Origin of the sequence: Vibrio sp. 1-2 (7-a) (assembly GCF_013048515.1) — a bacterium.
Classification (GTDB): domain Bacteria; phylum Pseudomonadota; class Gammaproteobacteria; order Enterobacterales; family Vibrionaceae; genus Vibrio; species Vibrio diabolicus.
Genome location: NZ_VHSQ01000003.1, coordinates 305,734 through 330,233, shown reverse-complemented (window position 1 = coordinate 330,233; position 24,500 = coordinate 305,734). Strand labels below are relative to the sequence as shown.

At 44.5% G+C, this 24,500-nt stretch carries 25 protein-coding genes; 10 read left to right on the top strand and 15 right to left on the bottom strand.

Going from position 1 to position 24,500, the window contains the following annotated elements; all coding sequences use genetic code 11:
* Positions 1–43 precede the first annotated feature (43 nt).
* Positions 44–940 (bottom strand): DMT family transporter, encoded by an 897-nt coding sequence (locus tag FKN08_RS11690; protein ID WP_046873824.1) that lies wholly within the window; start codon positions 938–940, stop codon positions 44–46.
* 94 nt (positions 941–1,034) lie between these two features.
* Between FKN08_RS11690 and FKN08_RS11685 the strand changes: the two genes are divergently transcribed.
* The 3 genes from FKN08_RS11685 to FKN08_RS11675 all read left to right on the top strand — a co-directional run bounded on the left by FKN08_RS11685 (position 1,035) and on the right by FKN08_RS11675 (position 4,540).
* Entirely contained in the window at positions 1,035–1,919 is an 885-nt protein-coding gene (locus FKN08_RS11685; RefSeq protein ID WP_170892179.1) for a LysR family transcriptional regulator, read from the top strand.
* Positions 1,920–2,099: 180 nt separating this feature from the next.
* A complete protein-coding gene (locus FKN08_RS11680; RefSeq protein WP_005373936.1) occupies positions 2,100–2,714 on the top strand; it encodes an outer membrane beta-barrel protein in 615 nt (204 codons plus the stop codon).
* A 158-nt stretch (positions 2,715–2,872) separates the two neighbouring features.
* Positions 2,873–4,540, top strand: coding sequence for an ABC transporter substrate-binding protein (locus FKN08_RS11675; protein WP_170892178.1), 1,668 nt, complete (start codon positions 2,873–2,875; stop codon positions 4,538–4,540).
* 75 nt (positions 4,541–4,615) lie between these two features.
* Here the strand turns inward: FKN08_RS11675 and ompV are convergent, their stop codons facing one another.
* From ompV to FKN08_RS11655, 4 genes are all read right to left on the bottom strand, one after another.
* Positions 4,616–5,392 carry an outer membrane protein OmpV gene (gene ompV, locus FKN08_RS11670; protein WP_046873822.1) on the bottom strand — a complete coding sequence of 259 codons (777 nt, stop codon included), beginning with the start codon at positions 5,390–5,392 and terminating at the stop codon, positions 4,616–4,618.
* Positions 5,393–5,611: 219 nt separating this feature from the next.
* Positions 5,612–6,148: a copper resistance protein NlpE gene (locus FKN08_RS11665; protein ID WP_104970236.1), complete on the bottom strand. Its 537-nt coding sequence runs from the start codon at positions 6,146–6,148 to the stop codon at positions 5,612–5,614.
* 252 nt (positions 6,149–6,400) lie between these two features.
* The gene (locus tag FKN08_RS11660; RefSeq protein WP_170892177.1) at positions 6,401–7,630 is read right to left on the bottom strand and encodes a glycine betaine/L-proline ABC transporter ATP-binding protein; all 1,230 of its coding nucleotides are present in this window, start codon (positions 7,628–7,630) and stop codon (positions 6,401–6,403) included.
* Positions 7,623–8,522 (bottom strand): proline/glycine betaine ABC transporter permease, encoded by a 900-nt coding sequence (locus tag FKN08_RS11655; RefSeq protein ID WP_170892176.1) that lies wholly within the window; start codon positions 8,520–8,522, stop codon positions 7,623–7,625. Before FKN08_RS11655 ends, FKN08_RS11660 begins: the two co-directional genes overlap by 8 nt.
* 502 nt (positions 8,523–9,024) lie before the next feature.
* Between FKN08_RS11655 and FKN08_RS11650 the strand changes: the two genes are divergently transcribed.
* The 3 genes from FKN08_RS11650 to nqrM are packed head-to-tail and all read left to right on the top strand — an operon-like array spanning position 9,025 to position 10,038.
* Complete coding sequence (locus tag FKN08_RS11650) at positions 9,025–9,315, top strand: DUF134 domain-containing protein (RefSeq protein ID WP_005392669.1); 291 nt, start codon at positions 9,025–9,027, stop codon at positions 9,313–9,315.
* Complete coding sequence (locus FKN08_RS11645) at positions 9,312–9,827, top strand: NifB/NifX family molybdenum-iron cluster-binding protein (RefSeq protein WP_170892175.1); 516 nt, start codon at positions 9,312–9,314, stop codon at positions 9,825–9,827. Before FKN08_RS11650 ends, FKN08_RS11645 begins: the two co-directional genes overlap by 4 nt.
* 1 nt (position 9,828) lies before the next feature.
* A complete protein-coding gene (nqrM, locus tag FKN08_RS11640; RefSeq protein ID WP_005392671.1) occupies positions 9,829–10,038 on the top strand; it encodes a (Na+)-NQR maturation NqrM in 210 nt (69 codons plus the stop codon).
* Here the strand turns inward: nqrM and FKN08_RS11635 are convergent.
* Complete coding sequence (locus tag FKN08_RS11635) at positions 10,016–10,810, bottom strand: phosphotransferase (RefSeq protein WP_005392672.1); 795 nt, start codon at positions 10,808–10,810, stop codon at positions 10,016–10,018. The two genes, nqrM and FKN08_RS11635, sit on opposite strands and share 23 nt — an antisense overlap.
* Positions 10,811–11,020: 210 nt before the next feature.
* Here FKN08_RS11635 and FKN08_RS11630 point away from each other — a divergent pair, with 210 nt between their 5' ends.
* Positions 11,021–11,215, top strand: coding sequence for a hypothetical protein (locus FKN08_RS11630; RefSeq protein ID WP_005392673.1), 195 nt, complete (start codon positions 11,021–11,023; stop codon positions 11,213–11,215).
* Between the two features lie 71 nt (positions 11,216–11,286).
* Here the strand turns inward: FKN08_RS11630 and fusA are convergent, their stop codons facing one another.
* The 5 genes from fusA to FKN08_RS11605 form a co-directional block, all read right to left on the bottom strand.
* Positions 11,287–13,311: an elongation factor G gene (gene fusA, locus FKN08_RS11625; protein ID WP_170892174.1), complete on the bottom strand. Its 2,025-nt coding sequence runs from the start codon at positions 13,309–13,311 to the stop codon at positions 11,287–11,289.
* 293 nt (positions 13,312–13,604) lie between these two features.
* The gene (gene dgcA, locus FKN08_RS11620) at positions 13,605–14,597 is read right to left on the bottom strand and encodes an N-acetyl-D-Glu racemase DgcA (protein ID WP_170892173.1); all 993 of its coding nucleotides are present in this window, start codon (positions 14,595–14,597) and stop codon (positions 13,605–13,607) included.
* A 50-nt stretch (positions 14,598–14,647) separates the two neighbouring features.
* Positions 14,648–15,652, bottom strand: a complete 1,005-nt coding sequence (dgcN, locus tag FKN08_RS11615) for an N-acetyltransferase DgcN (protein WP_170892245.1) — start codon at positions 15,650–15,652, stop codon at positions 14,648–14,650.
* A gap of 65 nt (positions 15,653–15,717) precedes the next feature.
* Entirely contained in the window at positions 15,718–16,635 is a 918-nt protein-coding gene (locus tag FKN08_RS11610; RefSeq protein ID WP_170892172.1) for a LysR family transcriptional regulator, read from the bottom strand.
* 164 nt (positions 16,636–16,799) lie between these two features.
* Positions 16,800–18,008, bottom strand: a complete 1,209-nt coding sequence (locus FKN08_RS11605) for an MFS transporter (RefSeq protein ID WP_170892171.1) — start codon at positions 18,006–18,008, stop codon at positions 16,800–16,802.
* Positions 18,009–18,209: 201 nt separating this feature from the next.
* Between FKN08_RS11605 and soxR the strand changes: the two genes are divergently transcribed.
* The gene (gene soxR / locus FKN08_RS11600) at positions 18,210–18,644 is read left to right on the top strand and encodes a redox-sensitive transcriptional activator SoxR (protein WP_005373898.1); all 435 of its coding nucleotides are present in this window, start codon (positions 18,210–18,212) and stop codon (positions 18,642–18,644) included.
* A 9-nt stretch (positions 18,645–18,653) separates the two neighbouring features.
* On the opposite strand, the gene FKN08_RS11595 is transcribed toward soxR, so the two are convergent.
* Positions 18,654–19,049 carry a DUF2391 family protein gene (locus FKN08_RS11595; RefSeq protein WP_005373896.1) on the bottom strand — a complete coding sequence of 132 codons (396 nt, stop codon included), beginning with the start codon at positions 19,047–19,049 and terminating at the stop codon, positions 18,654–18,656.
* A 13-nt stretch (positions 19,050–19,062) separates the two neighbouring features.
* Positions 19,063–19,908 carry a tetratricopeptide repeat protein gene (locus FKN08_RS11590; RefSeq protein ID WP_170892170.1) on the bottom strand — a complete coding sequence of 282 codons (846 nt, stop codon included), beginning with the start codon at positions 19,906–19,908 and terminating at the stop codon, positions 19,063–19,065.
* A 200-nt stretch (positions 19,909–20,108) separates the two neighbouring features.
* Here FKN08_RS11590 and FKN08_RS11585 point away from each other — a divergent pair, with 200 nt between their 5' ends.
* Positions 20,109–20,579: an ASCH domain-containing protein gene (locus FKN08_RS11585; RefSeq protein WP_170892169.1), complete on the top strand. Its 471-nt coding sequence runs from the start codon at positions 20,109–20,111 to the stop codon at positions 20,577–20,579.
* Positions 20,580–20,629: 50 nt separating this feature from the next.
* Here the strand turns inward: FKN08_RS11585 and FKN08_RS11580 are convergent, their stop codons facing one another.
* Positions 20,630–21,217: a class I SAM-dependent methyltransferase gene (locus tag FKN08_RS11580; RefSeq protein ID WP_065646372.1), complete on the bottom strand. Its 588-nt coding sequence runs from the start codon at positions 21,215–21,217 to the stop codon at positions 20,630–20,632.
* Positions 21,218–21,306: 89 nt separating this feature from the next.
* Positions 21,307–22,824, bottom strand: a complete 1,518-nt coding sequence (locus FKN08_RS11575; protein WP_046873810.1) for a phospholipase D family protein — start codon at positions 22,822–22,824, stop codon at positions 21,307–21,309.
* Between the two features lie 518 nt (positions 22,825–23,342).
* Here FKN08_RS11575 and FKN08_RS11570 point away from each other — a divergent pair.
* Entirely contained in the window at positions 23,343–24,500 is a 1,158-nt protein-coding gene (locus tag FKN08_RS11570; RefSeq protein WP_047008042.1) for an efflux RND transporter periplasmic adaptor subunit, read from the top strand.

The window sequence follows — 24,500 nt, the reverse complement described above, 5'->3', positions numbered from 1 at the left end:
CACTTACGACTCGGTTTTTTAGTCCTTGAGATAGAGCGCGATTTTAAGTAACGTGCGCCTCTTTTTGTTCTCGCTCTTGCTGAGCTTGCAGCTTTTTCTTGCGACGTTCTCGTTTAGAAAGCCAAACCAGCGGCACAACAATCATTATTGTTCCTATAGCCATAAATATGTCTGGCACTTCTCCAAACCAGATTAATCCCACAAACACGGCACCAATTAAACCACTGTATTCAGCGCTGGCAATTTTGTTGCTATCAATCGAGCGGTAAGCGATCACACATGTTGCCGCATAAATCATGATGAACAAACTTGAGCCAGCAGCGACAGGGAAAGCACTCCAGTCCCAAGGTTCCGCTTCGATCAGAACAAGCAAGAAGGCTACTGGAATACCTGCCAAGTTTGTCATCAATAACGTTTGCATCACAGACTGATTTTTTGGCAATTTTCGAATGAGCAAGTTATTGATTGCTAAAGTAATTGCAACAACTAAAGCTGAAATCGCTGCCCAATCGATTTGGTCTGGACGAATGATGACCAATACACCGGCAAAGCCCATTATCGCAGCGGCGACCGATTGCTTAGATAACTGTTCTCCAAAAAAGATTGCTGCAAGCGGCAACATGATCAATGGCGCGGCGTAGAAGATTGCGTTCGCAGTTGCGAGCGGTAAAGATGAAATCGCCAAAACCATAAATATAGCACCAAGCAACCACACGTGAGCGCGGACAGCATGCCATTTAAATCCTTCAAGAAAATGAGTCTTTTTTGTCAGCAAGCAGACAGGCAGTAGAAAAAGCACTGCGGAAATTTGTCGGAAAAAGACAAACTGAAAAATAGGCACTTCATTTCCGACACTTTTAATTAAAGAGTCCGAAAGCACCGCAATGAGATTCCCAACAATTAATAGCAGCATAGCTGCGCCGACCGATGTAACTTTCACTTATTTCCTCTCCTCTTTCTTTGCCAAAGAGTAGGTGATGTCATAGGATGAAGTGAAGTGATATTTATTAGTTTAAGTATGAGATTTTTAGATAATGAAATTGCCACCACTCAGAGCGGTTCACTGTTTTGAATCTGTCGCTCGAAACTCTAGCTTTTCGCTTGCGGCTGAAGAGCTCAATGTGACGCAAAGTGCCGTTAGTCATCAGATACGATTATTGGAAGATTATTTGGGCGAGTCATTATTTATTCGTCAAGGAAGAAAGCTCTCTTTATCGGATACTGGTGTTCGTTATTTAGAGGATATTAGCCCGGCAATTAGCTCTATTGCGATGGCCAGCCAAAAGGTGAGAGAAGGGGACAAAGGCAGCATACGTTTAGCGATTTATAGCTCGCTTGCCGTAAAGTGGCTTATTCCGCGTTTGTCTGATTTTAAGCGGTTACATCCGGAAATCGATCTGACACTCAATATGGTCGTTGGTGATCCTGAGCAGACAGATAGCGTTGGTGATTGCTTTATCACGGTAGAGAAGCCAAAGCGCAACTATATGTCGGTGAAGTTATACGCGGAAACGCTGTATCCGGTATGCAGCCATAAAATTTGGAAAGAGTTACAAGATCAACCCATTCCAGAAGCGCTTTGGCGATATCCTATTTTGTCGACAGACTCTATTTATCGTGAGAGAGGAAAAGACTGGGCAGAGTGGTGCAGAGCGGGTGGTTACACTTTGCCAAAAGATGTCGATGTTCAACATTTTAGTCATATGTTGTTGGCAATTGAGGCTGCACGTTATGACCAAGGCATCGCATTTGCGAATGATTTTATGCTCAATGAAAGAGATAAAGCGCATGATTTGGTGTATATCCCTTCTCATGGATTAGAGACGGGGGACAGCTTTTATTTTATTCATAAAAAGAGCCGAGCCAAGCAGGCGGAAATTATCAAACTCACTAATTGGTTGAAGCAACAGTGCTTATGAAATGACTAAATTGTCATAATTAAGAAAGAAAGTGGCAAAGTTGTGTTTAAATATTTCATGTTTTATTGAGTTTTTATTCATTAACATCAACTTGGTTTTGAAACCGAGTGAAATGGATAGCATGACGTGCTTAAGGATGGGCAAAACACAACCTCAATAATTAACAGGCAGTGAAATACAATGTTTAAAAAAACATGGCTAATGACAGCCCTTCTAGCAACATGTTCTGTTGCAAACGCAGCTCCTTACGTTGGTGCATCGGTAGGTCAAGCATCTTTTGGTGATGTTAATGGCTCTATCAATGGTGGTGGTACCAACGCTAGCACTAAGCTTAAACTTGAAGATGACTCAAGCCTTTCAGGTAAAGTATTTGGTGGTTACAAGTTCAACGAATACATTTCTCTAGAAGCAGCCATTGGTGGCTACGACGCTTTAGACGGCAAAGTTGTTACTGTTGGTGATATGAAGTATTTATCGATTCAACCAAAGGCGACTCTACCTATTGGTGATCGTTTCAACCTTTTTGCTAAAGCTGGTCTTTCTTACTTCAATGCTGAATTCAAAATTAGCAACTCTGTGATTGACGGTAGCGCAGGCCATACCACCATTTCTGACAGCACTGTGACAGGCATGTACGGTTTAGGCGCAGAGTTCGCTATTACAGAAAACTTTGCTCTACAAGTTGAATGGGAATACATGATGCCTGAGCTAGACATTGCGAAATTTGGTAATGAAAAAGTAACGGTTGATGCTGACATCAACGTGTTCTCTGTAGGTATGAGTTACCGTTTCTAAGAATACTTATTCAAGTTACCTCTTGGCTTAGTACACGTTTTTGACTTCTGTTGGTCGAGCTGAGTCCAAGCTTTGAATATGTTTAGATATAGCACAGGAAGTTTAGTTGCTAAGCGTCCTGTGCTATTTTTGCTTTGGAATAACTCTTAGGAATCTTTGTGAACGATGTCAATCTTAGGTATCTGGATCTACTGTTAAAGCACTTTGAACCTCATCAATATCACTTCGTTACGCTGTCTGAGCTTGAAGTGGTAATTTGTACGTCAAGGCGCAATGTTTCTATTGTGATGAAAAAGCTTGCCTCTTACGGTTGGGTAGATTGGAAACCTGCAATTGGCAGAAGTAACGCTAGTCGTCTGAATATTACTATTTCCCTTCAACAAGCGATGACCGAATTTTTGGTTGAGGAGCTTGGTCGGGGAAAAATGAACTCGATAACAAAACTTATCGATTGGTTCGGCCAAAGTGCTGTCAGGGCGCTGACGATTGCCTCTGAAAAAGTGAACCAGTTGAATGAGTCAAATAACGCTATTTTGATCTCCTCTTATCCTTGGGTGTCTAAGGTCGATCCTGCGAACACTTATCGTCATACTGAACTGCATGTGGCGAAAAGTGTTTATGATGTTTTGCTGACTCAAAATTCCAATGGTGGCATTGAGCCTTCGCTAGCACATGAGTGGAAAATGGAAGGCAATGTGATGACGTTATGGTTGAGACCTGGAATATATCGTCACGATGGCGAACTTCTCAGCATACAAGATGTTGTTTGGAGCATAGAAAGACTTAAGGAAATAAAAGGACCAGTACACGAGATCTGGCAATGTATTGACAGTGTGATTGCCGAAACATCGAGCTGCTTAAAAATTACATTGAAACATCCGAACATGTTTTTTCCATATATGCTAGCCACTCCTCACGCTTCTATTCTTTGTCGAGATGTTGTTTCTTTCGGTTCTGGTTATTCTTACCACATAGGCACCGGACCATTTAAAATCAGTGGTTGGAACCAAGAGAGTATGATTCTTCAAGCACACAAAGAATATTTTTCAGCGCGCGCATTGTTGGACCAAATTACGCTGTCTCATGGTGATGTTAAGACCCTGAATATGTTGAGTTTTAACCAAACCTCTGATCACGTTGAAGTGGAAAAAATCAGCGCATTTTCATATTTGACCTATCGTGAACGCGCGGACTCTAATCTCGCAAAAGAAGATTGGCATCAACTCGCCGATTACATCAATGCGCAAAAGAGAATCTATGAGGCGCAAAGTGCCGTTGACAGCATTCAGTTAGCGACTCAAGAGCAAGATTTACTAATCGCAGAGGCTGTTGTGACGCCTAAGCTACAAGGTAAAGTAGCGCTAGCTGAGCCAATCTGGACGATACCAAGTTTAATTCGTCACTCTGAGTGGTTGCACCGAGTGATTCGGGCGACGGGATTAGAGCTAGAGATCGTCATTATTGATGACATTAGTTTTCCTGAAGTCGTATCACATCGAGCGGACTTGCTCCTAATTGAAGAAGTCATGGAAGCGCCGTTTGAGTATGGAGTATTTGAATGGCTATCGATAGCAACAGGTTTGCGTTTTAGTTTTGATCAAAGCCAGATGTTGATCCATCGAGAAAACCTTCGCGAAGCCATGACAAATGCTCAATCTTTACAATCTCTTTTAGGCGTAGAAAAAGCGTTACGAGAGCAGTATCTTTATTTGCCTTTATTTGTTGGCTATGAAGAGGTGACAAAAACACAGCAAGTGCGCGGTGTTCAGGTGAAAAATACGGGTTATAGCGATTTGCATCGTCTCTGGATCGCTCACTCTAACTAGCATATTTCGACACGGTGAGCACAGAGTATGAATACATAAAGCCATCGTAATGATGGCTTTATGTGGAATGTAGAGTTAGAAGTTGTACGACACACTCGCACCAATAACCCATTGGTTTGCACTATCAACAATTGAGGAATCGCTGATACCGCTGCCTAGGCGAGTGTATTGTGTCATTTGGCTCACTTGCCAGTTATCGTTGATTGGCATGACTAGCTTGTAGCCTAAACCATAGCTTACTGTTGAATCACCTTTGTACGCTTTGCGGTTTGCATTTGCTTCGCGTTGTTTTACGCCAAAGTAGTAATCTACGTAGTCTTCACTTTGATAAGTTAGGTTAGCAAAAGGAACAAAATCAACACTACCGAAGTTCATAATGTGGAAGTAAGTCGCGCCCGCTAAGTAACCTTTGTAAGCACCACTGATATCATGTTGAAGGTATGTTGAAATCACATTGTGTTGATCTAACGTAAAGTCAGTGTTCAAACCTAAATCGACAGCAAAGCGACGTTTATCCGTGCCTTTCAGGCTCTTTGCAATATCACCGTCACGCATGACACCACTGCCAACAAGGTAAGCACTCATGTTGATTAATTCATTGGTGTTACCGAAGAAGCGGTAGTTAATGCCACTTAGATCGGCGTTAAAGTCGTCACCATGGTAACCGCCATTTAGAATTGGAGCTGTATTGTATTTTTGATCTTTGAAAAGATCGCTGCCATGAGCCACTCCGACTTCCGCGTTCCAGCCACCTTCATTGTTGTAGATGTTACCGTTACGAATATAAGTATCACCAGCAACCGCTGAAGCAGCAGCAGTCAGAGTTAGTAGTGCAATTAATGTCTTTTTCATCATTTTTCCGAGTTGTTCTGATTTGTTTTGAACACTGTACAAAATGAAGTTGTAAGCCTCTATCAGCAAAGCGTATGGAAATGTAATGAACCATCAGGATAAGAAGCGGAATGTAAGATCAGAGGAGGAAGATAAGAAAGGCAACCGCCGTCGATGGAAAGAAAAAATCCGAGCTGGGGTAGCTCGGATTTAGATTATTTATCAGGTATCGATACGAACTTATTGTTGTTTCGTTAAGTTGTATAACGGTGCTAGGTCACCTGTTACTTTTTCGCCATTCATGTCTAGCTTCATAAGTACATTTTCACCAACAAAGTATTGGTTTGGCGCATCTTCGTTTGTCAACGTTACGATGCTGCCGTTTGCATCCCAAGTGAATTGGCCTTCAGATTTTGACTGACCGTCTGCTTTGTCTTGGTAGCTTTCTTCAAGTACGTAAGTGCCATCTTGATTTAGTGTGATGGTCATGTCGATACCTGAACAATCCGCACATGGAAGCGTACCTTTGTATGTGCCGTTCCAGTCAAGGGCATTTTGTGCGTTATGCTCAGAGTCTACAAATGTTTCTTCAGTGATGACTTGTTCTTCTGCTACTGGCAGCGTGTCAATTGTCTCTGTAGTAACTTCTGCGCTAGTAGTGACTTCAGTTTCCGTCGCTTGAGGTACTTCAACTGCGCTTGTTTCGGCAGGTTTCTCATCTTGACAGCCTGCAAGAATGATTACCGCGCCTGTTAGTGCCAACATTGTTTTTTTCATTTTATCCCTCTTTAAATCAAGATTTTGTATGAGAGTAATAGTAGACATTTATCAGGTATTTGCGTCATCAAAAAGCAATAGAATGATCTATCTATGTCAATAAAACCGAATATGAGCATGAAATTGTCAGGAAAATCAGAACAATGTAAATGTTGATTGGGATATCAAGCTTGAGTCTACAAATAAATATCTAGAGGGGGGCAGAGATAGTGAAAACAGCCCACATTGCCGTGAGCTGTTTTATTAAATCAGTTAAGAGGCCTTATCGATGTTTGAACGTGAGGTGCTTCGTTTTGTGCTGTCTTCATCAGCGAATAAACCAGCAACAGTACGACGCTCTAATTCACCTTTCAAATGGCCATGCTCATCGACAACGGGCAGTGAGTATTCGCACGACATGGTTTCAGTCAATATTTGCTCAATGGCTGAATGGGGAGAGATGATAGGCACTTCTTCATAGATATCATCATCCCAGCTTGGGGGGTGAGCTAACTTCGTCGCGTCTAGTAACCCTTGTTGCGTTATCACGCCTTGATAGCCTGAATCGGTCACATGATAAGCATAATCACGTTTTACACGTTTCATCTCACTGAGCGCTTCTTCAATGGTTTTAGCGGCAATGCGATATGAAGGTGGCTGCATCACAGTCTCAACCGTCAATGCTCGCGCTCTATTGACGTCTTTTACAAAGGCTTCAACGTACTCATCGGCAGGATGCAGCAATATTTCGTCTGGTGAACCTTGTTGGACAAGCTCACCGTCTTTAAGGATCGCAATGCGATCGCCAAGGCGCAATGCTTCATCTAAGTCGTGAGTAATAAAAACAATCGTTTTGTGTAACTGCTGTTGCAGTTCTATTAACTGATCCTGCATTTCGCTCCGAATCAGTGGGTCCAGCGCTGAAAATGCCTCGTCCATTAACAGTATTTCGGCATTGGTTGCCAATGCTCGCGCGAGGCCTACGCGTTGCTGCTGACCACCTGATAGCTGAGCGGGATACTGGTTCTCATAACCCGTTAATCCAACGGTATCCAACCATTCGTTTGCTTTTGATAAGCGCGCTTCTTTACTTATTCCTTGAATTTCCAAACCGTAAGCGATGTTGTCGATAACAGTGCGATGAGGCAATAAGCCAAAACGTTGAAACACCATCGACATCTTATGACGACGAAACTGCTCTAACTCCTTGTTAGAAAGCTGCATGACATCTACCCCTTCCACCAAAATCTGTCCCATGGTTGGATCGATTAGGCGATTGAAGTGGCGAATCATGGTGGACTTACCTGAACCGGATAAACCCATGATGACGAAAATCTCGCCCTTTTTAATTTGGAGGTTGATGTCTTTTAGCCCGACCGTGTGGCCCGTTTCCGCTAACACGTGTTCTTTACTATGTCCCAACTTGACGCGCTCAATCACGCTGTCGGGTTTGGGTCCGAAGATTTTATACAGACCGCTGATTTCGATAAGTGGACTAGTCATGCTTTAAATCTCCTAGATGGGCTTGAGTGCGTTTCGCATACGCTTGTGAAGCGCGGTCGAAAAGAATCGCTAGGGCGACAATGGCTAGACCATTTAAAAGACCAAGAGTGAAATATTGATTGGTAATCGACTTAAGAACGGGCTGGCCCAAACCTTTTACCCCAATCATCGATGCGATGACAACCATCGAAAGTGCCATCATTATCGTTTGGTTGATTCCCGCCATGATGGTTGGCATTGCGAGCGGAAGTTGGACCCCAAAAAGCCGCTGTTTACTGCTGGCACCAAATGCGGTTGCGGCTTCCAACACTTCTTTATCCACCAAACGAATACCCAAATTAGTTAAACGAATAACAGGTGGAATCGCGTAGATTACTACTGCGATGAGGCCAGGAATTTTGCCGATCCCGAGTAACATCACAACTGGGATGAGGTACACAAATGCCGGCATGGTCTGCATGACGTCGAGTAATGGCGTCACAACAGACTGAATACGATTAGAGCGCGCCATGGCGATGCCGATAGGGATCCCGAGTGTGATTGCCAGCATGGTACACACCGTGATAATACTGAGCGTGCGCATTGTGTCTTCCCACATGCCGAAGTAGCCAATCAGGATAAGTGAGCCAAAACATGCGATAGCCAGTTTCCAAGAGCGACTAGCGGCATAAACGAGGGCGGTGCAGACGCCTAAAACAACGACCCAAGGTGTTGAAATAAGCAGTTTTTCAAACCAGACAAGAAATGAAAGGAGCGGATCAAAGAGAGACTCGATAAGTTCACCATATTCACGAGAGAAATCTCGGTAGGCGCTATCGAGTGTTTTGCGAATCGCTCTAAGATCAGAGCGATCCATTTCTGGGAATTCGCTGAGCCAATTCGAGTCAGACATATTTACTTCCTTTTCTGATATATCTAGGTGCCCTCAAGAGACGTGATTCAGCAAGAATGGCTGGGATCGTAGACCAAGTAATGATTGGTGGTTCGATAGGTCCTCCATCTATTGTTTTACCCTTTAGGCTCATTTCAATGCAGTCGACCTGCACTTTATAGTTACTTAGGGAGACACTCTTTTAATAAAATAATCATTAGTGTTCAAATGAATGATTTGATCGGATTATAGTTTTTCTTCTCCAATAAAATGAATACATTAGCGCGTATTTGTATGAAAAGCCTGCGCAAACTAACGTTTTTATTATCTAGATAATTAGAATTGATCTTTTTGCTCGTTTGTCACCAAAGTTTGTCAATTCTTAGATATCTAATTAATCCTGATGTCTTACGTATTTATCGTGTCGATTTTTGCAAACTTAGTTTATTGGCATATGCTAAAAATGTTATTGGCATATGCCAGTTTAAGGCGTAATTTGACCCTGTGTTTTCGAGGGATAATGATGGCAAGACCAAAGATAGAAAGACGAATATGCGGACGTGCTGCACACCATTGTTTCAAACCCAATGGCGTGCCATTTCATCAGTTGGAGCAAGTCGCCATATTACCAGAAGAGCTAGAAGCACTGCGTTTGGCCGATTTAGAGGGTCTTAGCCAGCAGCAAGCTGCTGAACAGATGGGCGTCTCTAGACAAACTTTTGGTAACACAGTAAAAAGTGCAAGATTGAAAGTCGCAAAAAGTTTAGTTGAAGGTCATGCATTAGTTTTTCCGGATGAGGAGTCAAACTTATGATTTATGCTATTCCTAATGATGGTGAGCGGGTGGCAAACCACTTTGTTAAGGCACCATACATTGCTATTTATTCTGATACAGACGGTATGCTAAAAAACTTAGCGAACATAGCTTCTATGCCACAAGCAGGTTGCAATGCGAAGTCTCAGTTAATTCAGTCTCTGCAAGAGTACAATGTGGAGGCTGTACTTGTACGAAATATCGGTGAACGCGCACTAGCCAAATTACTTCGTAGTGGCACGCAAGTATTCAGGCTTTCTACCCGTAGCTCATTGGAAGATGTACTTGCGGTTCCAAGAGAGCCTCTCATTGAGCCGTCTCAAGGTCGTCCCTCAAACAATCATAAGAAAAATGCTCACAAGCCAAAAGGCGGTTGCGGTTCCTGTGGTTGTGGTGGCAAAAAATCCAAACCCTCCTTGCTGGCAAGACCGAAAGCACCAGCAGGGCTACTTAAAGTGACATCTCGCCCTGCTATACTTAGGCTAAAGACGATGGCTAATAAGGCAGGTTAATATGGTTTGGTTATTTACCTTTCTTGGTTTTCTCGCAATCATTTTGTTGATGTCGCTTGGCGTCATTTTCCACAACAAGCGTATTCAAGGGAGTTGTGGCGGATTGAATAATGTCGGTGTTGATAAGGTGTGCAATTGTGAAACCTCTTGTGCCGAGCCTGAAAGACGTTTGTATCAAATATCCGAACCTAATTCGTCATCTGAGCGCTAAGGTCTTTTGCCCATTTCGGTAAGGTTTGTTTAAACCAGTCAATGTATTTACTGGTCTGAGGGTTCTGTCTCGAGACCAGTATATTCACCACTTCTACCACCATCCACGTTTTAGCTATTGCAATCGTTCTTGCTAAATTACTCGCATCGCCTTGCTTTGCCGTCTTGGTATAGGTATGCGCCACACCAAGATAATCTTCGAATGTGCCCATGCCTTTGACTAGTGGTGCTAAATCTATCGCGATATGCCCTGTCGAAAAACGTTCCCAGTCGAACAGCACCAAATCGCCATTATCTCGTCGCCCCCAGTTCCCGGCATTGGTGTCTCCAGAGATCAAATTTTTGGCGTTGAAAAGCGGGCCGGATTGCTCTTGTAGCTGATAAAAGAACCGCTCTGTTTTTGCGTCTAGTTTGAGCGTGTTTAAAGCTTGGGAAGTGGCTGGTTGTGTCCACTGATGAGGATGATAAACACCGTCTGATGTCGGAGATAGTCTATGTATTTTAGCTAGTTGTTCTATCACGCGCGGCTCTTCAAGCAGGAATTCTTGATTGACAGAGTGCGGGATATACTCGATTCGTAACGTATTTTGTTGGTGATCGTAATCAATGAGCTCAGGTACAAGAATGCCAAGTTCATTGAATGGTTTAGCCTGGTGTTGATAAAAAGCGACCTCAACCTGTTCTACCTGCTGCTTTTCAATGAATGAAATGCCGTGTTTTTCTACCAGATAAACTTTGGCACTGCCCATCTGGTTAAGCTCTTGCTTTGACATGAGACATCCTGTCTTTTGATGGTGGAACCTTCACTTACCTTAAACGCGAAAGGTGTGTGCGCCAAGAATACTTAAAGAGAACATTGAAACAAAATAATGCAATGGTTTGAGTATAAAATTGTCGCTAGTGTCTAAATTTTACACAGTGGCTTTTACGCATCGTTAACCACGTTCTACGCTTAATATTCGATTTAAACAAGGAGAACCAATATGGCTGTAATAAAGCAGGATATTCCAAATCGTGTAACGGTTTATCATGACAATGTCGATCAAGAACAAGAGCTGAAAAATGCGATGCTGCCAGAGAAACCGCGCTACTTTAACGGTGCTCCGACTTACAAAGCGAACAGCATCGAAGAGTTTGAAAATAAAATCAGTCAGATCGGTTTGTCTCTCGATAAATAAATTTTAATTTACCTAAAAGCGCCCTCATTTTGAGGGCGCTTTTTTATTTGATTGATTTGAATCGTAGGGAATTAACCTTGTTGAGCACTGCCTTGGCAGACTTGTTTTTGCACTGCTGGTGGCGCGGGCTCGTAATGGCTTAAAGTCATACTAAAACTGCCTTCACCACCCGTGATAGCTCGCAATCGACGAGCGTAATCTTGCAACTCGTTTACTGGCGATTTGGCTTTCAACAACGTGAATTGGCTATCAATCGGTTCGGTGCCTTCTATTAATCCTCGATTACCTGACAAATCCCCAGACACGTCACCGACGTTTGTGGTTGGGACGTGTAACTCCATTTGGACAATTGGCTCCAGCACAATAGGATCAGCGTTGTTGATCGCATCTAAAAAGGCTTTCTTACCTGCGATGACAAACGCAATTTCTTTCGAATCGACGGAGTGATATTTACCGTCATAAACGGTGACTTCCACATCCTTAATTGGGTTGCCAGAAATCGCACCTTCCTCTAACGCTTGCAAAATACCTTTTTCAACAGCAGGAATGAGCGCGGTTGGAATTGCGCCACCCACCACTTTGTTGATGAACTTAAATCCGGCGCCACGCTCGAGTGGGCGAACCTTCAATTGCACTTCACCAAACTGGCCTGCACCGCCACTTTGTTTTTTGTGTCGATAATGCCCTTCGGCAGGTTTAGTGATGGTTTCAAAGTATTCGACGCTTGGTTGGCAGGTTTCGACGTCCAGCTTGTACACGTTCGCCATCTTTTCTAATGCGACTTTGAGGTGAAACTCCCCTTGGCCGCTGATGATGGTTTCGTTGGTGCGAGCGCGATGTTCGATGCGCAGCGAAGGATCTTCGCTGGCGATTTTATTCAGTACATCGCCTAATTTTTGCTCATCTCCACGCTTAAGAGGCTTCAAGCACAAAGAATACATGGAGTCAGGAAGGTCCAATGTCTTGAGTTGAACACCATCTTCTTCGTGAGAGTCATGAACGATTGAATCGAATTCGAGATCATCCACTTTGGCTAAAACGCAGAAGTCGCCGGCAAGCGCGCGAGGGATCTCGGTTCTATCTTTGCCCTGCAGTTGATATAAGTGCCCAACTTTAAATGCCTTGTTGCTTTCGCCAATATAAAGCTGGCTGCCCGCATTGATTTCACCCTGATACACACGTAAGTAGGCAAGTTTTCCCATATATGGGTCGACGCTGACTTTGTACACGTGTGCGACGGTGTGCTCTAAGGTTTCGCAATTTACTTTGATTTTTTTGCCGTTCTTTTCCAATAGAGGAGGGTTACCTTCGTTTGGCATGGGCATGATCTCCGCCAAGGTACGAAGCAGAAGCTCGACGCCCGCGCCGGTTTGTGCTGAGACAAAACAGACCGGAATAACATGTCCAGTTCTCAGTGCTTCTTCAAACGGATCATGCAGTTGCTCTGCGGTGAGTTCGGAACCTTGTTCCAGATACAGTTCCATCAGTTCTTCATCGACTTCGATAACTTGGTCAATCAAGGTCTCATGAGCTTCATCTACCGTTGCAAGTAAGGTTTCTCGTCCCAATTCTGGTTCGAAATAGCAGTCAACTACAGATTCCCCGTCAGCCGAAGGTAAGTTGATCGGCAAGCAGTGGTCACCAAAATGCTCAACGATGTTCTCCATCAATCTCTCTAACTGATGACCGTGGTTATCGAGCTTATTGATGATGATCATCTGACATTTTTGCTGCTCTTTAGCAAAGGTAAATAAGCGATCGGAAGTTTGGTTTAGTGGTGTTTGAGGGTCGATGACAAGGGCGGATGTTTCAACGGCAGGAAAAACGCTGATCGTACGGCCAAGTAACTCGTTTTGTCCCGGAGTGTCGATGATATTGAGCCGATGTTTATTCCAGCGCAGTGCGACTGGCGTTGCTTCAATACTGTGTTGATATTGGATGGATTGAGGGTCGAAGTCGGTAACGGTATCGCCTTTTTCTACGCTGCCTAAATGGTGAGTGGCATCGCAGGTGAAGAGCAGTTTTTCTATCAGCGTGGTTTTACCGGTCCCGGTTTGGCCGACGAAAGCGATATTGCGTATTTTGTTTATAGGCATAGAGCCTCCTTGCAAGATGGCGTGAAAAACCTACGAATTGCTAGGAAGTGGGTTGTTAGAGAAACCCACGCACTGCATTGGAGTAGGGCGGGATTACCGCCTATTCGTCTTCCATGTCATTTTCCGGATGACTCGATGCATAAGACCACCTTATTGGACTACTGTAATCTTAGCATGCCGTAATAACCATATAATTTGTGTGACTTATTTCATGATGGGGCTGATTGTTTTTTAATCGAGATCATAAACTCAGAGGTTCTGACTTTTGGAGCAAAACCTCTGGATTGTTTAGGCTATTTGGAAAGAACGATTTCGCCGTCGCGATAAACTAAGCTCGGCGTTATATCTTGTCCGAGCAACACTGGGCCATCAAGATCGACAACGCTCGCCTGAGCAGCAATGGGTAACGCAGCACGCATCGCCAGCGACGTCCCCAACATACAACCGGACATGAGGCTAAAACCGAGTTTTTTTGCATCGTCGGCCAGCAATAATGCTTCACTGAGCCCGCCCGTTTTATCTAGCTTAATGTTCACCATTTCATATTTGCCAAGCAGTTGATGCAATTGCTCTCTGGTGTGACAGCTTTCATCGGCGCAAAGTGGAATGGGGTGCGGAATGCTGGCGAGTACGTCATCACGGTCTTGTGGTAGCGGTTGCTCGATCATGATGATATTAAACGGTTCGAGTTGATCAAATACCGTCGCGAGGTCGAGGTTTTGCCACGCTTCATTCGCATCTAAGACAATTTGTACGTGCGGCGCGGCATCGCGTACTGCTGCAACGCGCTCAATCACGTTTTCACCATCCAGCTTTACCTTAAGCAGTTTTGCGCCTTGGCTAAGGTAAGCTTGCGCCTGTTTTGCCATCGCTTGCGGCGTGTCGATAGAAACCGTCATCGCCGTCACAATCGCCTCGGGTAACGTAAAGAGGTCGTGAACCTGCTGCTTGTGGTTCAAAAGCGCAAGAAGATGCCAAAGCGCGCAATCCAATGCATTTCTTGCCGCCCCTGCGGGCAATAACGATTGAAGCTGGCTTTTGAGAGCCATGACATCAGCTTCGCCTTTGGCATACAAACTTTGCAGTTCATGCGCGGCGTGAGAAATCGCCTTAATTACCGATTCAACCGATTCACCATAACGAGGGTATGGCGTGCATTCTCCTTGGGCGATCATGCCTAGATGTTCAATTGTCACGCGGACTACGTGGCACTCTGTCCGACTGCCGCGAGAGATGCGAAATGGTGTCGCCATAGCAATCGTGACGGGTTCTACATGAATTTTCATCTCACTAGTTTTCCCTAAACCGCAGTTATTTTCTAAACCGTAAATGTTTCCTAAATAGTAAGGATCTTATCTGCAACCGCGTCAACGCCAAAACGCACAGGGTCGGTGACGGGCACCCGATATTTGTCGCTCCAATCCTGGCATAACTGGGTAGCATCTTCTTCGCTGATCGCCGAAGTGTTTAAGCAAATACCCACTAATTGAGCTTTTGGATTTGTTAGGCGAGCAGCGGCCAGATTCGCTTCTATCGTTTGTTCAATGGTTGGCAAACTCGCATGTGGTAAGTTGCGGATGTGCGGGCGACCAATCTCATGGCACAGTACCAGAGCGTCCGCTTGTGCGCCGTGAAGTAAGCCCAAACTTACGCCAGCAAACGAAGGGTTAAATAACGAACCTTGCCCTTCGATGATGTCCCAATCGTGGTCGGTGAAGTCGGGGCTGATCGCTTCTACTGCGCCGGAGATAAAATCGGCAACTACGGCATCAATTGAAATGCCACTGCCTGCGATTAGAATTCCGGTTTGACCCGTTGCTTTGAACTCTGCGCGACAGTTTTTACGCTTTAATGCATGCTCAATGGCAAAGGCAGAGTACATTTTGCCAACGGAGCAATCTGTCCCTACAGTAAGTACTCGCTTGCCTGCGCGAGCTTTGCCATTACCGACCTTGAGCGGGACATCATAATGGCGAACATCATACAGTTTGGTTAATCCGCGTTGTTCTAGAGCGGCAAGAGGAGCAAATTCCGCCAAACGTTGGTGCATGCCCGATGCAATTTCAAATCCCATTTCTGCCGCTTCAAGTAAGGTAGCTTGCCAAGCTTCGGGAATGACTCCCCCCGGATTTGCTGTGCCAAGCACCAGCGTTTTTGCTCCTTGCTGCTGCGCTTGTTGTAGTGTCATGTCGGTTAAACCAAGTGATACGGTTTCTGGCGTCAGGCGGATTTGGCCAAGACAAATCTCAGGTCGCCATTGGTAAATGCCACGCGCGGTTTTTGCTGCGAGTGGATCGGCTACATCGCCAAGAAAGAGTAGGTAAGGTTGAGCAATTTGCATGATGGTTCCCTTCGTCATCGTTATTGCTCATTAATGTAGCCAGACTGATTTAGGAAACCGAATGCTTATTTGTCGGGCAGGTATAACTTCAAGTTATACCTGTAAACCATCTGTTGTTTTAGGGCGGTGATAAACTGCTTTGTCGCAATGGATTGAGGCGTGTGCTCTGCGAATAAAATAGAGACAGAGAAGGACATGTTTGGCTCCAAAGCATGCACGGATACGGCATCATCTTGGCGATATTGTTTTGTGGTCCATGGGTCTACAATGGCGAACCCTGCTTGGTGTTTCACCAGTTCAGCCGCCGCGGAGTAGCTGCGTACGGTGATGGCATGTTGATAATGCTCGTCACGCGCTGACAAGGTTTGATGCAACAGCAAGCCCAGAGGGTCTCGGCTATCTAAACCGATAATGGGTAAATCGTGACTGATGAGTTCTTCTAAAATAACGACTTTTTCTGCGGGTATCGCTGCGCTTTTAGGAGCGATCAGTGCTAAGTTTTCTTTCAATAACACGTGCCCCATGATCGCTGGTGGTGTTTCTTCACCAAAAGCGATAGCGACATCCAATTCATGTTTCAGCAACCCAGAGCACAGCTCATCGCGATTGGCCGTTAATAGCTCAAAGGAGATGCCGTGCTCTTTCGACAACAACGCGACAGTCGGCGCTAACAAGTGTGCGGCCAAAACAGGCGGGGCACCGACTCGTAAATGTTGAGTTCCCTGTTTGACTTTGTTGGTCAGAGAGCGAAATTGTCCGAGTTGTTGATAGACTTTTTCTGCCTCTGGCAATAAAGCTTTGGCTTCTTGAGTGGGAACGAGACGCCCCTTTACACGCTCAAATAAAGCGAAGCTCAGTTGTTGTTCTGTATGGGCGAGAACTCGAGTGACATTAGGTTGGGAAACGTGCAGTAAGCGAGCAGCACCAGACACCGTTCCTGCTTGCATAATGGCGTAAAAGACTTCCAATTGTCTTAAGTTCACTGCGAATTCCTTCTGCTCATGTTTGTCGCCTCAGAATACCCAACCTTGCTGATGAGCGATAGAGGAAAAAAGTACTGGTGTAGAAAATTAGGAAGACGATGTTGGTTGTCTTCTTATCTCGCTTTTTCAATTTCTCAACTTCTCAATTTCTCAATTTCTATGCTTCACTTTGCCGCTGCATGAAGGGGCAGGTCGTTAAACGGCTCGACGTCTCGGCTGAGTAATCCCATCAATACCACTGCCAATACCATGACAACAGCTGCGATTGCAAAACCGTATTGTGTTAGCTCGTAATGACTCAACATCGCGATTAATACATAACTGAGAGATTGAACGGTGGTGGAAAACATGCTGATGCCGCCATCAACACGACCACGTTGATGAACCGCTACGGTGTGATGCATCCAGTTGACTCTCGCAATGCGATTTAGCGCGTTAAACACACCAAACAGAGCCGTAAACAACAAGATTATGAGAGGACTCATTGCAAAACTCATCCCGATAAACGCAAGAGATACCATGACCATCGAAGCAAACATAATGTGGCTATGGGAGGCGCGACTCAGCACTTTGGTGACAAAGAAGCCAGTTAGCAACGAGCCGAGACCAAAACTGATGTTGAACCCTGCAAACCAATCGCCAGAGATGCCTTGTTCAGAAAACCAAATCGGCACCAATTTGCTCAAATACGTCAATGCAGGATAAGAGAGACAAGAGAGCAGAATAAAGCCATAAAAGCGGGGTTCGAGACGGAATATTTGTTGGCTTTCTTTGAGTTGTGCGATGAAAGCGACAGATTTTGATGCCCTTAATTGTTGGGTATACGGCGTCAGAATATAAAACATCGCCGCCAAAGCGGATGCGCTGGCTGCAAACAAAGCAAACTCTTTCATTCCCCACATTGCAAGCAAAACAATACCCAACGCACCAGCTCCTAGGGTCGTGGATTGCATTACAATTTCTTGCTGACCCGAAATTTTTGCGTATTCGTGATGCTGATAATTTTCTTGGGTGAAGGCGTTGTTGGTCGTCCATGCAAAGTTACTCGAAACCCAATACACCAATTGTGCAAAAGCCAGCAGCCAGTGGGATTCAAACCCTAACCAATAAGCAATGAACACCACCAAAGCCATACCCGATTGAATCCATTGATTGAGCACGAGGAGTGCTTTGCGTGAGTTTCGGTCAACTAAAGTGGAAAAGAAAGGCGTTGCCAGAAAAGAAATCGCGGTGCAGCTCAGAGAAACTAAAGCGACGAATGTGCCCATTTTGGGCTCGGAAAGCATGACCCATGGCAGTGCCATCATGAACAAGCCAGATGAGATACTGTCAAAGAAGCGGCCAGCTAAGTACGGCTGAGTTTTATTTTTCATTATGTTTGCCTCAAGTTCCCTTTGGATTTCAAAATGTTGGCTTATAACGGTGCTGTGTTTGTCAACTAAGTTATGCGTCCTGAACGCAATCTTTCGAGACCGTCTGGGTTTAGCGTTATTTAAGATGGTGTAACTTTAGAACCTCAAGTAAACTTGAGGTAAAGCTTTTTTTTAACAAAATAGAAACACGGGAAGTCAAGGATGGAAATCAGCGTAGGAGAAGTGGCAAAACGTTCTGGAGTGAAAGTATCTGCCCTACATTTTTACGAGCAAAAAGGACTGATTTCGAGTTGGAGAAATCAAGGTAATCAGCGTCGCTACCATCGCAGTGTGTTGCGCCGTGTTGCGGTGATCAAAGCAGCGCAGCAAGTTGGGTTGTCGTTAGAAGAAATTAAACATGCGTTAGATGAACTGCCGAAACACCAAGCCCCTAACAAAGCGCAATGGGAAGAAATGGCAAGCCATTGGCATGAACAGTTAGAACAAAAGATTCAAAAACTTAAAGCGTTGCAAAACGATTTAGGCGGATGCATTGGCTGCGGGTGCTTGTCGTTAGAAACCTGCGCACTGCGAAACCCAGAAGATGTATTAGGGAAAGACCACTCGGGGTCGAACTTAACGTTAGAAGAAGAGTAGCGATTATCTCTATTCTTTGTCGAAACTGTCGACTACGATCGCGCCCATCGAAGCAGGCATTGTGATGACGATAACGCGCTTTATCGCAACCAAAGGCTCATTCATGAGTGGCAGCTTATCAAGACAGAAAAGAACTAACGCTACCACAACGGCCGCAATGAGGTACGCGATAACCACACGAAAAATAAAGATGGATACGCGATTCTTGATGTGGCTTTGGAACACGCTTTGATACGCGAAAAAACTGAGGAAAATGACAGAAAGGCTTAACAGCATGAGCAGGTTTGCCATTGGCAAGCTTTCACCCAGTCGCCACGCCTCTTCAGAAAAAGAGATGGGTACGGCGAGGGCAAAAGCGCCAACCAACACTTGGCTGGCGTCTTCTAAGTTAAAGTGACTACTCATGCTGCTCATTCCATTATTCGTTTGCTAGGTGTAAGAGCTTTTCAAAGCGCTCGTTACCATGCAGCAATTCGAGGTCTCGCTCTTCGGCAAGCAAGTCACGAATAGATGGGCTGTATTCAATAGCGCGTTCCAAGTCTTCAATGGCTTGCTCTTCAATGCCAAGACGAGAGTATGCACAAGCACGTTGATACAGTGCAGGACCATTGGTGTAATCGACTTCAAGTACGCGGTTACAGATGCTAAGTGCCCAGTGGTATTCGTTGATTTCCATCGCTGCGTCGGCTTTGTAAGTCAACGCTTCTAAATCACCTGGACGAATTAATAAGATTTCATCATAGATTTCAATACGTTGTTCTGGAGTTTGAGAGCTTTGTGCACGTAGCCATAAGTTATGGATCTCGTTGATTTTCTCAATCTCTTTGTTGTTTTCGCTGATAATGCGAGTTTTGCGTTTTAAATCTCGCTCAAGGGCGACAAACTTTTTCTCGTATTCTTGGGCGATCTTCTCCAATCGTTTATCAGCCATCTCTTTGGTGTTGTGTTTAAACTCGCGCAGAGATTGCCATCCGACAAAGGCAATCAGCGATGCGACACCAGCAATGATGTAGAAGAAGTATGTAACGGTCACGTTGGCATAGTTCAACGATTTATCTGCGACCGTTAGCTCGCGATCGGTGATCTCTGTGATCATTCGCTTTTCTAGGCTTTGATAGTCCTGACGCAGCGCTTTTAGTTCATCTAAAATATAGCGTTCCATTAATGGTCTATCTAACAGATCCGATTCTGAATACTTTTCCTCCGATGCCATTGTTGGCAAGGCAAGTATCAGCGAGAAAAAAATACCAATAAATAAGCGCATATAACGTCCTTTCACGAGAAGAGTACAGATAGACCATGCAACAATAGCAAATAGCACAAACGTTTAGCAAAGTTATTACAAAAGAAATAACAGTCGTCTACGTAGAAGTCATATTCTTGTTATTTTTCAGTTTGTTCCTGGTGGTTATTTGTTGTGATATCTTTTATCCTCCTTGCGAATTTATGATTAATGGAGTGAGCATGGACGCGCGAGCTAAGGATTACTTAGAGCAGTATCTAAAATTATTATCACCAGAACAAAGAACTGCCGTACCATCAGTTAGTGCTGACTATTATTGTGCCGATGAATACAACGCCAACGTATGCGCCGATTTGGTTCGAATTGGACAGAAAACCGCCTCTTGCAGCATGGAGCTTTGGTATCGAGAGCATGGCGAAACCATGCCACAAGTCGGCCATTTACAAGTCGTCACGAATTGGAACGGGGACCCCGTTTGTGTAATACGAATTACTGATGTCAGCACATGCAAATATGAGGATGTAACCGCAGAGTTTGCCTACGCAGAAGGTGAAGGTGATAGAACCTTAAACTGGTGGCGTGACGCGCATACTGCATTTTTTAAAGCTGAATGCGATGAGTTGAACATAGATTGGCATGAGAAACGTACGCTAGTTTTGGAACGTTTTGAAGTGGTGTATCCAGTCAATTAATCGCTGATAGCAGCACTGATTTGAAGTGCTGCTTTCTTGAGAGACCGCTTTTAGCGCTTGCGAGCGGTCACACTAAACATGTGCCAGTGTTTTGGGCTTCCGACTACTGTGGTTCCGTCTTCATCTCTTTCATTCAATGAAATGAGTTCGTAATCCGCGAATAAACTTTCCACTTCCTTTTTCGTTAATGCGGTAATGTTCGGATGCATTTCTGATGCAACCCAGGAGTCTTTTACTCCTAAGAAATCACCGCAAAAGATACCGCCAGGTTGTAAGGCTCTGTCTATTTTGGTCCAAACTTGCTCAAAGCCTTCGTCCGGGCAAAAGAACAAACTGGCATTCGCGATAACCAGGCTGCATTGAGGGTAGTCAAACTCAGTAAAACAGCACTGTGAAATTGAGAAACGCTTCTGGCCTTCAAAGCGTGTTAAACAAGTTTTTACTGCATCTTCATGGCTATCAAATGCGTGAACGTTAAACCCCTGTTCGAGGAGGAAATGACTGTCTCGACCTATTCCGCAGCCAATATCAAGAGCGACTTTGCTCTCGAGTTTCAATAAGTTTACGGCATTTTCTACGTTTGGGCGGTGAGGTTGGTTTAAAATTTTCTGATAGTACTCGTTCCATTGTGCTGACATTGAACTTCCTTGTATTTATTGTGTTTCCCCAAATCTAGTGTCCATTCTTGTCTTGCTTTATCGGGGAGGTTTTGAAACATTGACAATTGTTATAGCTGATCTTCAATTGGCAATATGCCGGAGAACCAAGCGCCCATTTTTCGCCATACTCCGGCCTCTGGTTCAGAATCATATTCTTTGCCTGTTTTTATGTCGGTCCAGACAATGTCTCCGTCGCGCAGAGTTAAGGCATAGGCGTTATTCGACAATTGATTCGGCAGTTGTTCTAGAAACATTTGCACATATTCTGGCTGTTCGATAACAACGGCCATTTCGGTATTCAAAGCGGCTGAACGTGGATCCCAGTTCATCGAGCCAACAAACAGAGTTTTGTCATCAATCGTCATTGCTTTTGCGTGTAAACTTGCTCTGCTGCTCCCCGTGAGGCTCCACTTGCTTTTGAGTTTCGCGCTTGCTTTTACTTCCCATAGCTTGACCCCAGCTTCGAGTAGGTCTGTTCGATATTTTGCGTACCAACCATGCACGGCAAACACGTCGTTAGAGGCGAGACTATTGGTCACAATCGTGATATCAACGCCTCGCTTGGCCGCGTTACTCAATGCTTGTGTGCCGACTTCGGTTGGGACGAAATAGGGGGAGATAAGAACAAATGAATGTTCAACACTTTTAACCAGCTCCGTTAAATTATCAATAAGTTGGCTCTCTCGGGTCGCAACTTTATCGGGTAAGTCAAACCATACTTTTGCTTCTCCCCAGTAGAGCTTGAGATTGCCTTGTTTGAGAGCTTGGTACATATCCAGTTTAGTGAAGTCATAACGGCCGGTTGAGAACTTTTCCTCTAGCTGGAGTTTGTCGACCTGCTTTTGAATCGCCAGGTCGGTAATTTGCTGTGAGTCCGGTGTTATCCATTCCATTGGTATCGCATAGGCGCTATTCCAGTAGAGGTCGAACTGATCTGCAGTTTGTTGTACCGCCTCACCATAGAGCAGTAGATCAAAATCACCAAATTCGACCTGTGATTCAAAAGAAAAGTACTCATTGCCGATATTCCTACCCCCGACAATGGCAGAAACACTGTCTGCAATCAGAGATTTATTGTGCATACGGCGATTAAGACGTTCAAAATCGCTAGCAAGTGCGAACCAGCGGGAATCGCGATACTGATGCGGATTGAATAAGCGGATTTCGATATTAGGATGTGCATTGAGTGCAGCCATCACGTCATCGTTTCGCTTTTGCATATCGTCAAGCAACAGCCTTACTCGGACTCCACGCTTTGCCGCTTCATACAAGCGCCACGTTATTAGCTGACTCGTTTCGTCACCACGGTAAATATAGTATTGAAGATCAAGGCTTTTTTGTGCGGACTCGATCAAAGAGGTGCGAGCAAGAAGGGCATCGTGTCCTTGATTTAAAGGAGAAAAGCCAGTTATTGACTTTGGGTCTTTCCCGTAAGCTTCAAAGTACTGTGCAAGCACGGAGTCACCTTGATACCCAAGTTGGAAGCTAGTGGATTTTTCACTGGGATCGTTCAATGACACGGATGAACATGCCGATAAAATTGTGAATAAAGAAGGGAAGAGTAGCTTAGCGAGTGTATGTAACAAAGTACATTTCCTTGTCTTACAGAGTGTTACTTATCGGAAATTATAGACCTAAGTTGCCGCAGCGTGCATCCAACAAGGTTTGATAACGGGCTATTAATCAATGAATTGTCATGTTCTCGGGATTAAGTTCACCTTTTTGAACGCAGATAATCATTTATTTTAATTATGATTGTGTCTGAATTGGTCATAATCACTAATATCTGGTGATTATGACCAATAGCACACTGGTTAAAATAGTTGAGTGATAATAACTATTTGAATTTTAATAAATAAATGCCTGGCACGCCCCTTGCTGTTCAAAAGAAGAGTTAAGTCAGGGCAACTTGCGAAGTTGGTTAATTTTTTGTTAATTTTATTAACTTTGAATTGGCAATAACTCTGTAGTTAGCAACCGAAAAAGCAAGGTACGCGCTGCTTTGACGTCTATTCAAATGTAATTCCCTCACCATCATGCTTACAGGGAGTCAAAGATTTAATAAAAGCATGGTGATGAAAACAACAATAAAAAAGGATTTTCGATGTTAGCAAAACCCGTATTACGTTGGCTTTTACCTTTCGTTGTCGTTGGTGGCTCTTATGCAGGATATGCCGCAATCGCCGCGACAGCTCCGGAAAAAGAGTCAACCAAAGATGCCATTACAGAGCCTACCGTTCAGGCTTCTTCTCTTTTTCCTACCGATCATAAAGTGGTGATAACCAGCCATGGTGAGTTAGTCCCTTTTGAAAAAACACACCTTTCCGCGCAAGTCAGTGGTGAAGTGATAAGTTGGCACCCTAATTTTGTAACGGGTGGGATCGTGAAACGAGGAGAAGTGCTGTTCACGATTGAAAGTGACAACTACGAAGCGTCGGTTTTGCAAGCCGAAGCCAATTTAGCTAGCGCACGTGCGAGCTTGATTGAGGAGCAAGCCAAAGCGGAAGTGGCAAAACGCCAGGCCAAGAGACTGAGCGATAAGCAAGTGACAGACCTGTATTTACGTAAGCCTCAGGTTTTGAGCGCGCAAGCGCAAGTGAAGTCGGCTCAGGCGGCACTCAAACGAGCAAAAAGAGATTTAGAAAATTGCAAAGTCGTTGCACCTTACGATGCGCTGGTTGTTGAGCGTGATATTGGTGTTGGTCAATTTGTCACATCTGGCTCTCGAGTTGCCACGCTAAACAACATTGAAGTGGCGGAGGTGCACGTACCAATTGCCGGTTTTGATAGTGCATTTTTACCCGAATCCATTGGTGAGCTCACTGCGACAGTAACGCAGCAAGGTGTGTTTTCTACCACTAGAGAAGGTCGAGTGGTTCGTGATTTAGGCATGATTGATAGCGCTACCCGAATGATTAACATGGTCATTCAAATCGCGGACCCATATGGTATTGATAATCAGCAGCCTCCAATTAAATTTGGCTCCTACGTTGAAGTGAGCTTTACAGGTAAGGAGCTAAAGCATATCTATCGCCTGCCACAGGAATTAGTCAAAAATCGCACGGTATGGGTAGTGAATGGTGAGAATCAACTTCAACCTCGGACGGTAACGGTCTTGAGAGCAGAAGGTGAGTTTTTACTTGTGGGGGAAGGCTTAGAGCAAAGTGATAAGTTGGTACTTACCTTGCCGGAGTACCCTCAAAAAGGCATGGCGGTACAAATCGCAAAAAAGAGTGACGACTCCGAAACCGTCGTACAGTAA